The 12,381-nt window shown below is 68.5% G+C and carries 14 protein-coding genes; 7 read left to right on the forward strand and 7 right to left on the reverse strand.

The genetic code is table 11. The annotated features are described in order from the left end of the window. The first annotated feature begins 251 nt into the window (after positions 1–251). On the forward strand, positions 252–1,133 hold the full coding sequence (locus tag ABQJ54_RS04715; RefSeq protein ID WP_367853107.1) for a PhzF family phenazine biosynthesis protein: 882 nt from the start codon (positions 252–254) through the stop codon (positions 1,131–1,133). Next, positions 1,130–1,588 carry a YaiI/YqxD family protein gene (locus ABQJ54_RS04720; protein WP_367853108.1) on the forward strand — a complete coding sequence of 153 codons (459 nt, stop codon included), beginning with the start codon at positions 1,130–1,132 and terminating at the stop codon, positions 1,586–1,588. The genes ABQJ54_RS04715 and ABQJ54_RS04720 overlap by 4 nt, the downstream gene beginning before the upstream one ends. On the opposite strand, the gene ABQJ54_RS04725 is transcribed toward ABQJ54_RS04720, so the two are convergent. Both ABQJ54_RS04725 and ABQJ54_RS04730 read right to left on the reverse strand, forming a co-directional pair. Next, the gene (locus ABQJ54_RS04725) at positions 1,585–2,472 is read right to left on the reverse strand and encodes an NAD(P)-dependent oxidoreductase (protein ID WP_437343315.1); all 888 of its coding nucleotides are present in this window, start codon (positions 2,470–2,472) and stop codon (positions 1,585–1,587) included. The genes ABQJ54_RS04720 and ABQJ54_RS04725 overlap by 4 nt on opposite strands. A gap of 75 nt (positions 2,473–2,547) precedes the next feature. Then, the gene (locus ABQJ54_RS04730) at positions 2,548–3,726 is read right to left on the reverse strand and encodes a BaiN/RdsA family NAD(P)/FAD-dependent oxidoreductase (RefSeq protein WP_367853109.1); all 1,179 of its coding nucleotides are present in this window, start codon (positions 3,724–3,726) and stop codon (positions 2,548–2,550) included. Positions 3,727–3,931: 205 nt separating this feature from the next. Here ABQJ54_RS04730 and ABQJ54_RS04735 point away from each other — a divergent pair, with 205 nt between their 5' ends. Beyond that, entirely contained in the window at positions 3,932–4,414 is a 483-nt protein-coding gene (locus ABQJ54_RS04735; protein ID WP_367853110.1) for a YajQ family cyclic di-GMP-binding protein, read from the forward strand. 104 nt (positions 4,415–4,518) lie between these two features. On the opposite strand, the gene ABQJ54_RS04740 is transcribed toward ABQJ54_RS04735, so the two are convergent. The 4 genes from ABQJ54_RS04740 to ABQJ54_RS04755 form a co-directional block, all read right to left on the reverse strand. Beyond that, a complete protein-coding gene (locus ABQJ54_RS04740) occupies positions 4,519–5,190 on the reverse strand; it encodes a DUF1345 domain-containing protein (RefSeq protein WP_367853111.1) in 672 nt (223 codons plus the stop codon). Continuing rightward, the gene (locus ABQJ54_RS04745; RefSeq protein WP_367853112.1) at positions 5,187–5,462 is read right to left on the reverse strand and encodes a GNAT family N-acetyltransferase; all 276 of its coding nucleotides are present in this window, start codon (positions 5,460–5,462) and stop codon (positions 5,187–5,189) included. The genes ABQJ54_RS04740 and ABQJ54_RS04745 overlap by 4 nt, the downstream gene beginning before the upstream one ends. 53 nt (positions 5,463–5,515) lie before the next feature. Next, on the reverse strand, positions 5,516–6,595 hold the full coding sequence (locus ABQJ54_RS04750) for a 3-deoxy-7-phosphoheptulonate synthase (RefSeq protein ID WP_367853113.1): 1,080 nt from the start codon (positions 6,593–6,595) through the stop codon (positions 5,516–5,518). A 90-nt stretch (positions 6,596–6,685) separates the two neighbouring features. Beyond that, positions 6,686–6,838: a hypothetical protein gene (locus ABQJ54_RS04755; RefSeq protein ID WP_367853114.1), complete on the reverse strand. Its 153-nt coding sequence runs from the start codon at positions 6,836–6,838 to the stop codon at positions 6,686–6,688. Between ABQJ54_RS04755 and ABQJ54_RS04760 the strand changes: the two genes are divergently transcribed. Beyond that, positions 6,837–7,757 carry an oxygenase MpaB family protein gene (locus tag ABQJ54_RS04760; RefSeq protein WP_367853115.1) on the forward strand — a complete coding sequence of 307 codons (921 nt, stop codon included), beginning with the start codon at positions 6,837–6,839 and terminating at the stop codon, positions 7,755–7,757. The two genes, ABQJ54_RS04755 and ABQJ54_RS04760, sit on opposite strands and share 2 nt — an antisense overlap. Before the next feature lie 24 nt (positions 7,758–7,781). Here ABQJ54_RS04760 and ABQJ54_RS04765 read toward each other — a convergent pair whose 3' ends face one another. Next, complete coding sequence (locus ABQJ54_RS04765; RefSeq protein ID WP_367853116.1) at positions 7,782–8,975, reverse strand: GGDEF domain-containing protein; 1,194 nt, start codon at positions 8,973–8,975, stop codon at positions 7,782–7,784. A 158-nt stretch (positions 8,976–9,133) separates the two neighbouring features. Here ABQJ54_RS04765 and ABQJ54_RS04770 point away from each other — a divergent pair, with 158 nt between their 5' ends. From ABQJ54_RS04770 to ABQJ54_RS04780, 3 genes are all read left to right on the forward strand, one after another. Beyond that, positions 9,134–11,002 (forward strand): 3'-5' exonuclease, encoded by a 1,869-nt coding sequence (locus tag ABQJ54_RS04770; protein ID WP_367853117.1) that lies wholly within the window; start codon positions 9,134–9,136, stop codon positions 11,000–11,002. A gap of 88 nt (positions 11,003–11,090) precedes the next feature. Next, positions 11,091–11,792 carry an SH3 domain-containing protein gene (locus ABQJ54_RS04775; protein WP_367853118.1) on the forward strand — a complete coding sequence of 234 codons (702 nt, stop codon included), beginning with the start codon at positions 11,091–11,093 and terminating at the stop codon, positions 11,790–11,792. Positions 11,793–11,933: 141 nt separating this feature from the next. Then, entirely contained in the window at positions 11,934–12,362 is a 429-nt protein-coding gene (locus ABQJ54_RS04780; protein WP_367853119.1) for an FKBP-type peptidyl-prolyl cis-trans isomerase, read from the forward strand. Positions 12,363–12,381 lie beyond the last annotated feature (19 nt).

The raw sequence follows: 12,381 nt of genomic DNA on the forward strand, positions 1-12,381 counted from the left end.
ATGAGGTGGCGGAATCTTGGCGGCAGCGCGGCCGCTTGTCGAATCCGGAAATCTCGAACAACCGTCTTCCTGACGGTTATTCGAGTCAGCGAGTCCGGCACATGTCCGGACTCGCTTCCGCCGATCAAGCACTTGCGTGCTTGATCGCGAGCGGTACATCCGTATGCCGCGCCCCGGAGTTTCCAGGTTCCATCCGCGCCGCCACCAGCCAACGCGGCTATCATGCGCGTTCCCCCACGAATCCCGCCATCATGCCTGCGCTGCATTACCTGCATTTGGACGTCTTTGCCGCCACTCACGGCGGCGGCAATCACCTCGGTGTGGTGATCGGCGCGGAACACTGGAGCGGCGCGGCAATGCAGCGTTTCGCACGCTGGACCGACCTCGTCGAAACCACCTTCCTGTTGCCGCCCGTCGCCAGCGACGCCAGCTACCGCGTGCGCATCTTCACCCCGCACAAGGAAATCCCGTTCGCCGGCCACCCCAGCGTGGGCAGTGCACACGCGGCGCTGGCATGCGGCCTGGCTCACCCCGTCGACGGCCTGCTGTGGCAGGAATGCGGCGCCGGCGTGCTGCCGATCCGGGTGGAAGGCGACGGCGCGGATCGCCGGCTGCTGCTGAAATCCCCCGGCGAGCGCGTGCTGCACACGGGCCGCCATGCACATCCGCTGCTCGCTGCCGCACTGGGCGGCATCGGCACCGGCGCACTGCCGCCTGCCCTGGTCGACGGTGGCCGCCGCTGGTGGCTGGCCGAGGTGGAAAGCGAGGCGGCACTGCGCGCCTGGCAGCCCGACCACAGCGCGATCGGCGCGCTGGCCCACGCCAGCGACAGCATGGGCCTGTGCGCCTTCGCGCGCAGCGCCCATCCCGATTACCAGCTGGTGGTGCGCGCCTTCCCCGCCGGCGTGGGCATCATCGAGGACCCCGCCTCCGGCGCCGCCAACGGCCTGATCGCCGCGTACATCGCGCAGGCCGAACCGCAGGGCCCGCTGGCCAGCGGCTACACGGTGAGCCAGGGCCGCGAGATCGGCCACGACGCCCAGCTCGTCGCCCGTATCGCCGATGGCACCGTGTGGATCGGCGGCCGTACCCACACCATCATCGACGGCACGCTGGACTGGAACGACGCGTGAGTACCGACGCGCAGATCCTGGTGGATGCCGACGCCTGCCCGGTCGCTATCAAGGAGATCCTGTTCCGCGCCGCCGAGCGCGAACAGGTGATGGTGACCCTGGTGGCGAACCAGTACCTGCGCACGCCGCCTTCGCGCTTCGTGCGCGCCATACAGGTGCCCGGCGGCTTCGACGTGGCCGACCACGAGATCGTGCGCCGCGTCGCCGCCGGCGACCTGGTGGTGACGCAGGACATTCCGCTGGCCGCGGCGGTGATCGAAAAAGGCGCGCTGGCGCTGCACCCGCGTGGCGAGCTGTTCACGCCCGAGACCATTGCCCAGCGCCTCGGCCTGCGCAATTTCATGGAGGAGTTGCGTGGCACCGGCGTCGACACTGGCGGCCATGCGCCGTTCCATCCGCGCGACAAGCAGGCCTTCGCCAACCAGCTCGACCGCTGGCTGCACCAGCGTGCCTAACAACCGCGCTCATCGAGCCGCGCGCGCCGCGCCGCCACCTGCGACAACACCGACCAGTCCACATCCTCGTCGCCTGCGGCCAGCGCCTCCAGCAGGCTGTCGCGCAGCACGCCGGCAAACGGCAGCGGCACCCGCGCCGCCGCGCCGGCGCTCAACGCCAGCCCCACGTCCTTGTAGCCCAGCGGCAGCGCGAAGCCAGCCGGCTTGAAGCGCTGCGCGGCGATCAGCGCCGCATAGCCCTGGTAGGCCGGCGAGGCGAACAGCGTGCCAGTCATCACCTCGAGGAAATCCGCCGCGCCGATGCCATGTGCGCGCACCAGCGCGGACGCCTCGGCCATGCTCTCGATCGCCGCCGCCAGCATGAAGTTGCCCGCGATCTTCGCCACGTTGGCGCGCTCCGGCGCCTCGCCCAGCGGCCACACGCGGCTGCCCATCGCATCCAGCAGCGGACGCACGCGCTCGATCGCCCGAACTTCGCCCGCGACGAGGATATTGAGCTTGCCGGCGGCGGCCACGTCCGGTCGGCCGAACACCGGCGCGGCGACGTAGTCCACGCCGCGTGCGGCATGCCTTTGCGCCAGCTCCTTCGCCAGCGCCACCGACACCGTGGCGTGGTTCACATGCACCGTGCCGGGTGCCATGGTGCCGAGCACGCCGCCGTCGAGGATCACCCCGCGCACCACATCATCGTTCGCCAGCATGCTCAGCACGGCGTCGCCGTGCGCTGCATCGGCAGGTACCGGCGCAACCACGGCACCCAGCGCCGCCAGCGGCTGCGCCGCTGCCGGCGAACGGTTCCATACCGTCACTTCATGGCCTGCCTTGAGCAGGTTCGTCGCCATCGCGGCGCCCATCGCGCCGAGACCGAGGAAACCGACTTTCATGTGCTGCACTCCCGGGATGGATCCAATTCGCGCAGTGAAGCATTCCCGGCGTTCAGCTGCCGCGAAACCGCGGCATCACGCCACTCCGCCCGCCGCATGCCCCGAGGCCCAGGCCCACTGGAAGTTGTAGCCACCCAGCCAGCCGGTGACGTCGACCACTTCGCCGATGAAGTACAGGCCGGGCACCAGTTTCGACTGCATCGTGCTGGAGGAAAGACCGTCGGTGTCCACCCCGCCCAGGGTGACCTCGGCCGTGCGATAGCCCTCGGTACCGCTGGCAACCATGGGCCAGTCGTGCAGTTGCCGGCCGACCTCGCGCAACTCGGCGTCACGGTACTGGCGCATGGGACGGCTCTGGAACCACAATTCGCACAGGCGGTGGGCGAGGCGCTTGGGCAAGGCATCGGCCAGCACGTTCTTCAGCTCGGCCGCCGGGCGCGCTGCGCGCTGCGCCAGCAACCAGTCGCCCAGCTCCGCATCCGGTGCGAGGTCGAGGCGCAGTTCGTCGCCCGGTTGCCAGTACGAGGAAATCTGCAGGATCGCCGGCCCGCTGAGCCCGCGATGGGTGAACAGCAGACCCGCACGGAATGCACGCTTGCCTGCCCTTGCCTCCGCTTGCGGCAAGGCCACGCCGGCAAGATCCTGATAATGCTCCTGATGCTTGCCGCTCAGGGTCAGCGGCACCAGTGCCGCGCGCACAGGCAACACCGCATGCCCGAACTGGCGCGCCAGTTCGTAGCCGAAGCCGCTGGCACCCATGCTGGGGATCGACAGCCCGCCGCTGGCCACCACCAGCGATTCGGCATGCACCTCGCCATGCGCGGTGAGCACGGCGAAACCCTCGTCGGTCCTGCGCACGCGTTCGATGCCGCAACCGGTCTCGATGCGTACGCCGGCGGCGGCGCACTCGTCCAGCAGCATGCGCACGATCTGCTTCGACGAGTCGTCGCAGAACAGCTGGCCCAGCTCCTTCTCGTGGTATGCGATGCCGTGCTTCTCCACCAGCGCGATGAAATCCGCCGGCGTGTAGCGTGCCAGCGCAGATTTGGCGAAATGCGGATTCGCGCTGAGGTAGTTCGCCGGCGTCGCGCCAAGGTTGGTGAAGTTGCAGCGGCCGCCGCCGGACATCAGGATCTTCTTGCCGACCCGGTTCGCATGGTCGACCACCAGCACGCTGCGGCCACGCCGGCCCGCCGTGATCGCGCACATCAGACCCGCGGCGCCTGCGCCGATGATCAGTACATCCGTCTTCAAGGTCTCACCATCGATCGACGTCTCGCCAGCAACGTCATTCCGGCGAAAGCCGGGTTTCTAACAGACGAATGTCTGGTCATTCAGTGCCACCTGCGCAAAAGTCACTGGATCCCGGCCTGCGCCGGGATGACGAGCGTGAAAGTGCGCATTATCGCCCAGCTGCATCGCTTACACTTTTCGTCCCATTCATCCGCGAGCCGCCGCCATGCCCTCCTTCGACGTAGTCTCCGAAGTCGACAAGCACGAACTGACCAATGCCGTGGATCAGGCCAACCGCGAGCTGGCTAACCGCTTCGACTTCAAGGGCACGGATGCGAAGTTCGAGCTGGACGAGTTCGTGATCACGCAGAGCGCGCCCAGCGATTTCCAGTTGCAGCAGATGCTGGACATCCTGCGCGGCCGGCTCATCTCGCGGAAGATCGACGCCCGCGCGCTGGACATCGGCGAGGTCGAGACCAACCTCGCCGGCGCGCGCCAGAAGATCACCGTGAAACAGGGCATCGAGCAGCCGATCGCCAAGAAGCTGGTGGCCACGCTGAAGGAAGCCAAGCTCAAGGTCGAGGCGCAGATCAACGGCGACAAGCTGCGCGTCACCAGCAAGAAGCGCGACGGCCTCCAGGCCGCGATGGCGGTGCTGCGCAAGGCCGACGTGGAACTGCCGCTGCAGTTCGACAACCTGCGCGATTGACGCTACCGGGCACGCGTAGGAGCGCACCCTGTGCGCGATGGCTTTTGGCTTCGATCATGCGCCAGAGCATTCGCGCACAGGGTGCGCTCCTACGCGGCGAACCGTCAGCCGCTCATACCAGCCACGATGTTCACCGTGATCGCGATGATGAACACGTTGAAGAAGAACGCGATCACGCTGTGCAGCAGCGCCACGCGGCGCAGGTAGCGGCTGCTGATCTGCACGTCGGAGACCTGGAAGGTCATGCCGATCACGATGGCGAAATAGGCGAAATCCCAGTAGTCGGGCTTGGGGGTGTCGGGAAACTCCAGCCCGGAATGCTTCTCGCCGAAATCGCCGTAGAAACCATGCGCGTAGTGCAGCGCGAACATGATGTTGAGGAACAGCCAGCTCAGCACCACGCTGAGCGCGCCCACGCCCAGCGCGGGCAGGCCGCCGCCCTTGGCCGCGTGCAGCTCGGTACCCAGTGCCACCAGCACTACCCCGGAGAGCACCACCGCGCTCCACAGGACGCCCCAGCGCCCGGTGTCCTGTGCCTTCGCCTGCAGGCGCATGTGCGCGGGCGTGGATTGGTTGAACAGCCGCGCCAACGCGATCAGGTAGACCACCGCGGCCAGGTCGAAACCGAGCAGGATCGCGGTGGCCACGCGCAGGCCCAGCGCCATCAGCACGGCGCCGGTGACCACGAAGATCGCGAACGACACGCTGAGCCGCGGTCGCGCCGTCACGTAGCGGAATGGCCGCCAGCGCCGCTGTTTCGTCGTGCCGCTGTTCAAGCGCGCAGGTCCGCGTAGTCGGGGTGCCGCGCCATCCAGGCCTCGGCGTACGAGCAGAGCGGCGCCACCTTCCAGCCTTTCGCGCGGGCGAAATCCAGCGCCGTGCGCACCAGTTCACCGGCCACACCGCGGCCGCCCGCCGGCGGCGGCACCAGGGTGCGGGTGATCGCCATGCCGCCCTCCGCGAGTGTGTAGTCGAGCACGCACAGCGTGCCTTCCGCCTCCACCTCGAAACGTTGCGCGGCGCGGTTGTGCTGGATGTCGAGCGACATGGCGGTCTCCATGGACGATGCCGCCAAGCATACGGCGCAGCAGCCGTCGATGCTCAGGCCGCCAGCTCGTCCCGCGCCACTTCGCGGCGCCGGCGCACCGCCGCGGCCAGCCGCTCCAGCACGCGCACCGAATCGTCCCAGCCGATGCAGCCGTCGGTGATGCTCTGGCCGTAGACCAGCGGGCGATCGGGCAGCAGCTCCTGGCGGCCGCCGACGAGATGGCTTTCCACCATCGCGCCCACGATGCGCGACTCGCCCGCTTCGAGCTGGGCGGCGATGTCGGCGATCACGTGCGGCTGGTTCTCCGGGTTCTTGCCGCTGTTGGCATGGCTGGCGTCGATCATCACCCGCGGCGGCAGGCCGGCCTTGCCGATCGCGGCACAGGCGGCCTCGACGCTGGCCGCGTCGTAGTTCGGCACCTTGCCGCCACGCAGGATCACGTGGCAGTCGCGGTTGCCGCTGGTGGCGGCGATGGCGGCCTGGCCCTGCTTGGTCACCGCGAGGAAGTGGTGCGGATGCGAGGCCGCCTGCACCGCGTCCACCGCCAGCTTCACGTTGCCGTCGGTGCCGTTCTTGAAACCCACCGGGCAGGACAGTCCCGAGGCCAGCTCGCGATGCACCTGGCTCTCGGTGGTGCGCGCGCCGATCGCGCCCCAGGCCACCAGGTCGGCGAGGTACTGCGGCGAAATGATGTCGAGGAATTCGCTGCCGGCCGGCACGCCCAGCTCGTTGATGTCGCGCAGCAGGCCGCGCGCGATGCGCAGGCCCTGGTTGATGCGGAAGCTGCCATCCAGATCCGGGTCGTTGATCAGCCCCTTCCAGCCCACCGTCGTGCGCGGCTTCTCGAAATACACCCGCATCACGATCTCCAGTTCGCCGCCGAAGCGTTCGCGCTGCGCCACCAGCCGCTGCGCATACTCCAGCGCGGCGCGGGGGTCGTGGATGGAGCACGGACCGATCACCACCGCGAGACGGTCGTCCATGCCCTCAAGGATGCGATGCAAGGCCGCGCGCGCGTTGCCCACGGTGGCGAGCGCGGCGGGCATGGCAGGGCACTCGTCCATCACTTCGGCGGGCGTGGCGAGCGGGTTGATCGTGCGGATGCGCAGATCGTCGGTGGCTGACTGGGGCATGGCGGCGGCTCCTCGTGTGGGGTGCGGCGGCCATGAAAAAAGCCGCCTCGGTGTTGCTGGCGGCTTTCGGGATGGGGTTTCAGTGTTTCGTCAGGACGATCGCACCCATGCCTCCGCCAGCGGCTTCGGATAGCCATAAAACCAAAAATACTGGCGGGCGGCGGCAAGGGTCATGGCGCCATTGATAGCACAATGGACGTCCAAATCAAACCCCTCGCTCGGCCGGCGATAGACTGCACGCATGCCTTCGCCCCTCGATCTGTTGTGCCAGCCGATCCGCCACTGGGTGTTGCGCGCCTTCCCCCGCGCCGATACCGGCAGCCTCGACTACGACCATCCGCATGGCGATCCGGGCCTGTTCGGGCCGCACAGCGCCACCTGGCGGGTGCACGCGGACTTCCCCGGCATGCTGGCCGGCGGCCTCGCCGCGCTGACCCTGCAGACCCTGCATCCGCTGGCGCTGGCCGGGGTATGGGACCACTCCGGCTTCCGCGACGACCTGGTCGGCCGGCTGCGCCGCACCACCGCCTTCGTGGGCGGCACCACCTACGCGCCGCGCGCGCAGGCCGAGGCCCTGATCGAGCGCGTGCGGCTGATCCACCTGCAGATCACCGGGCACGGCGAGGACGGGCGCCCCTATGCGGCGAACGACCCCGGCCTGCTGACCTGGGTGCACGTCAGCGAGGCGTACTGCTTCCTGCAGGGCTACCGCCGCTACGGCCACGTGTCGATGCCGGCCGGCGCCGCCGACCGCTACTACGGCGAGGTGCGGCGGATCGCCGAGGCGCTGGGCGCACGCGAAGTGCCTTCGTCCGAGCGCGCGGTGACCGAATACTTTCGCCGCATCCAGCCGGAACTGGCGTACACCGGGCGCTCGCGCGTGGTGCTCGACCTGCTGGCAAAGGTACGCCTGCCGGTGCCGGTGGCCGGACTGTCGCGCGACCTGTTCCTGTCCGCCGGCCAAGCCCTGCTGCCGGACTGGGCGCTCGCGTTGCTGGGCCACACGCCATGGCAGCAGCGCCAGGCCCGGCTGGCAGCACACGCGCTGTGGTCGATCGCACCGATATTCCACGCCGCCCTGAAGGACGGCATCGCCAGCCGCGCCTGCCGGCGCATGGATGTGACAGCGGGGCAGCTGCGGCAATGGGGCAGCGTCATCTAGCCGTCGACTATTCCGCGACCCGGCTCAAGCCGACGCCGGCGGTACTCCTGCGACATCACCGGTCGTCACCACGCGGTTGCGGCCGGCATGCTTGGCTGCGTACAACGCCGCATCGGCACGTTGCAGCAATGCCGTCACGTCGTTCTCGCCGGGCGCCGCTTCCGTGACGCCGACCGACACGGTCATGCCGAGCACATGACCGTCGAACACCAGCTGCGCGCGCTCGACCTCGGTGCGGATCCGCTCGCCCAGCGCCCGCGTCCGGCACAGGTCATTGCCAGGCGACAGCACCACGAACTCTTCTCCACCGACCCGGCCGATCACGTCGCCGTGGCTCAGCGCACGCTGGATGCGCTCCACCAGCGAGAGCAGCACGCGGTCGCCGCCACCGTGCCCGAAGCGGTCGTTCACCGCCTTGAAATGGTCGACATCGAGCATCAGCACGCCGAGCGGCCGGCCACTGCTCCCGGCGGCATCCAGCAGGCGCCCGATGGTCTCGATGAGCGCCAGCCGGTTGTTCACGCCGGTCAGCGGATCGGTTCGCGCCAGCAGCCTCAGCTCGGCCTGCATCGTCTCGTTGTAGAGCAGCAGGAATCCGACGCTGGTGAACAGGGGTTGCATCGCGGAAAACATCATGTAGATCGCGTTGATCGGCGTGGGCACGAGCAGACCTGTCGCCGGCCGGCTGGAAAGCAGTGGCTCGGCGTTGCGCCAGAGCACGATCGCCACCGCGATGGCCAGGGTGGCCAGCAGGACCCGCTTGGCCGCCGAACCGTCCCGGCGCAGGCTGTCAAGCAACGGCGCGATCAATAGCGCCAGGTCCAGCATGATGACCAGCGAGGCGCACACCATCCGGGCCTGGAAACTCGTCGCTCCCCACGTGTACCAGACGATGGCCAGCCAGCCCGCCACGCTGGCGACCGCCACCATTCGCAGCCGCGACGGCGCGCCGAGCAGCATGCGCAACGCGTGCACGGTCATGGCGTAGGACACCAGCATGACCGCGTTCGCCACGGGGATCGAAAGCCAGTCGGCCACATGGCCGCGCAGGCCGAGCAGGCCCCAGGCCGCCGCCTCGAGCGCCTGCGCACCGGCGCGCAGGCGCAGGCTGGCACGCGCCACGCCGGCATAGCTGCCGGTGGAAGTCCACAGCACCACTGCCATCAGCAGGGCCTGCGCGGCCCCCATCAATGCCAGGGTGGCCATGTCGATGGACATCAGTGCACTCCACGCTGCCCGGGGCGCCCCGGTTGAGGCGGACCGGTCGGCAAGTCGGGCGGTCGACCGGGAAGTATCGGCCATTGCGGCCGGGACTTGAACGTTGACAGCCGGCCGCGTTCCGCTACTTTCGCCCGATACGACTGCCCGGACCCCGCATGGCCACCCTCATTCCGACACGCAACCAATGCCTGCCGCGGATGACCGGTGGCGAGAAGCGCGTCTCCGAACGATTGGAGCAGAAACTGGAGGACGACTACCTGCTCTGGTACGACGTGCCTGTCGGCTTGAAGCAGCGCCAACCGGATTTCGTGGTGTTCCACCCGCGCCGCGGCCTGCTGGTGCTGGAGGTGAAGGACTGGAAGGCCGACACCATCCGCCACGCCGACAGGACCCAGTTCACCCTGGTCACCGAACGCGGCCTGGCCAAGGAAACCAACCCGCTGCTGCAGGCGCGCGCCTATGCGCTGGAAATCGGCGTGGTGCTGGAGCGCGACCCGGCCCTGCGCCAGCCCGAGGGCAGCCGTCATGCGGGCAAGCTGGTGATGCCCTGGGCCTGGGGCGTGGTGCTGGCCAACATCACCCGCAGGCAGTTCGACGAAGGCGGATTGGAGGCAGTGATCCCGGGCCATCTCGTGATCTGCCGCGACGAGCTGTACGAGACGGTGGACGCCGGGGAATTCCAGGAACGGCTGTGGGCGATGTTCCCGCAGGTGTTTCCGGTGGCGCTCACCCTGCCCCAGATCGACCGTGTGCGCTGGCATCTGTTTCCCGAGATCCGCGTGGAACCGGGCAGCGGCCAGTTCGGCCTGTTTGCCGCCGAGGGCAAGGATGCGCGCACGCTGGAAATCCCCGATCTGGTGAAGGTGATGGACGCCCAGCAGGAGCAGCTGGCGCGCTCGCTGGGCGACGAGCACCGCGTCATCCACGGCGTGGCCGGCTCCGGGAAAACCATGATCCTGGGCTTCCGCGCGATGCAGCTGGCGCGCGCGATGAGCCGGCCGATCCTGGTGCTCTGCTACAACAAGACGCTGGCGGCGCGGCTGGAACAGCTGATCGGCGAGCGCGGCCTCAGCGACAAGGTGCAGGTCTACAACTTCCATCGCTGGTGCCGGCGCATGCTGGACAGCTACCACGTGGAACTGCCGCCCAAGGGCGAGCATTTTTTCGAGGCGATGGTGGAAAGGGTGATCGAGGGCGTCGACAAGGGGCAGATCCCGCGCTTCCAGTACGGCGCCGTGCTCATCGACGAAGGCCACGACTTCGAGCCGGACTGGTACAAGCTGATCGTGCAGATGATCGACCCGGCCACCAACTCGCTGCTGGTGCTGTACGACGACGCGCAGAACATCTACGGGCAGGCCAGTCGCCGCAAGCTGAGCTGGAAGAGCCTGGGCGTGCAGGCGCAAGGCCGCACCACCATCCTCAGGCTCAACTACCGCAACACGCTGGAGATCCTCGCCGTGGCGCGCAACTTCGCCAGCGAGCTGCTCGCCGCGCGCGGCGATGATGACGATGGCGTGCCGCTGGTGGCGCCGGAAAGCGCGGGCCGGCGCGGCCCGCTGCCCGAGCTGATCCGCACCGACACCGCCGCCGACCAGCTCGACGTGCTGATCGCACAACTGCGCGAAGAACACGCCAACGGCCGTCCCTGGGACGACATGGCGGTGATCTACCGCGCCAACTGGGAAGGCGAGAAGCTGCACGATGTGCTGGAGCGCCTCGACATCCCCTCCAGCCTCGCCGACGAGCGCGGCAAGCAGGCGCTGTTCGTGGTCAAGGACAGCGTGAAGCTGCTCACCATGCACTCCTGCAAAGGCCTGGAATTCCCGTTCGTGATCGTGCCCGGCTTGGGCTCGCTGCCGCGCGAGGGCCAGCGCGAGGTCGACGAGGCCCGCCTGCTCTACGTGGCGATGACCCGCGCCACCGAGCGGCTGGTGCTGATCCATCATCTCGACTCGGTGTTCTCCAAGCGCATCCGCGACTCGATCAACGAGGTGCAGGCACAGCTCGCGCCGCCGGGTTGACGCACCCCGCCCGTCTCGCCGGGTTCACCCAGGCCGGCGCAGGCTTTCGCCCGGGGCGGTACGCCCCCACATCACAGGAGGAGTTCCGATGAAACGCATCGCCTGGCTCGCCACGCTGCCGCTGCTTGCCTTGTCCGCGCTCGCGCTGGCCGCGGACGGCTACACCACCGGCAACGTCAACCTCCGCGCCGGCCCGGATACCGGTTACCCGCTCATCGAGACCCTTCCTGCCGGCGCACCGCTTAGCGTCCAGGGCTGCACCAGCGGCTGGGAATGGTGCGACGTGATTTTCCAGGGCAATCGTGGCTGGATCGCCGGCAACTTCATCCAGTACGACTACAACAACCAATACGTGCTGGTGCCCCAGTACGGTGCGCAGATAGGCATTCCCATCGTCACCTTCGTGATCGGCACCTACTGGGATACCTACTACCGCAATCGCCCGTTCTACCGCGAGCGGACCCGCTGGTACGCACGCCCCATGCCGCACCGGCCGCCGCCGCCGCCCGCGCAACGCCCGAGGCCACCGCAGCATGGCAATCTGCCGCATCGTCCGGCACCACCGCATCGTCCGGCACCGCCGCACGGCGGCATGCCGCAACGGCCGGCGCGCCCGCTGCCGAACCGCAACCCACAGCCCACGCCGCAGCGGCCGCACATGGCGTCGCCAGCCGCGGCGCGTCCGGCCGCACCGCCGCACACCCCCGCCGCCCGTCAGGGTGCCGGCAAGCCGGCGGCCGCGCATGGCAAGCCCGCACCCAAGAACAAGAACGACCACCAGGATCACTGAGCTGCATGGCAGGTTCCGGGAGCCTGCGCGGTCGAAACCCAAGCGACGCGGAAGATGCCCAGACGGCTACGCCTCGCTCGCTTGGTTTCTGCCGCCCTGGCTCCTAGACTGCGCGCACCTCGTTGCCGGGAACCCCACCGCATGCGCCATCTTTCCGTCGCATTCGCCGCCATCCTGCTGGGCGCTTTCGTTGCAACGTCGCCGGCATGGGCGGCGGACAAAATCACCCAGCTGCAGAAGATCGATCACGTGGTCGGCAGCGGCACGGTGGCGAACGACGGTGACGTGGTGCAGGTGAACTACACCGGCTGGCTGTACGACGCGAACACGAAGAACCACCACGGCAAGGAATTCGACAGCTCGGTGGACAGTGGCGAGCCGATCAGCTTCACGCTGGGCGCGGGCGAGGTGATCGCCGGCTGGGACCAGGGCATCGGCGGCATGCGCGTGGGCGGCAAGCGCACCCTGGTCATCCCCGCCCGGCTTGCCTACGGCGGCCGCGGCGCCGGTGACGACATCCCACCGAACGCCACGCTGGTGTTCGACGTGGAGCTGGTCGGGGTGCACTGAGCGCGCATCATGCGCTTCC

The organism is Rhodanobacter lycopersici, assembly GCF_040812335.1.
GTDB classification, from domain to species: Bacteria; Pseudomonadota; Gammaproteobacteria; order Xanthomonadales; family Rhodanobacteraceae; genus Rhodanobacter_A; species Rhodanobacter_A lycopersici.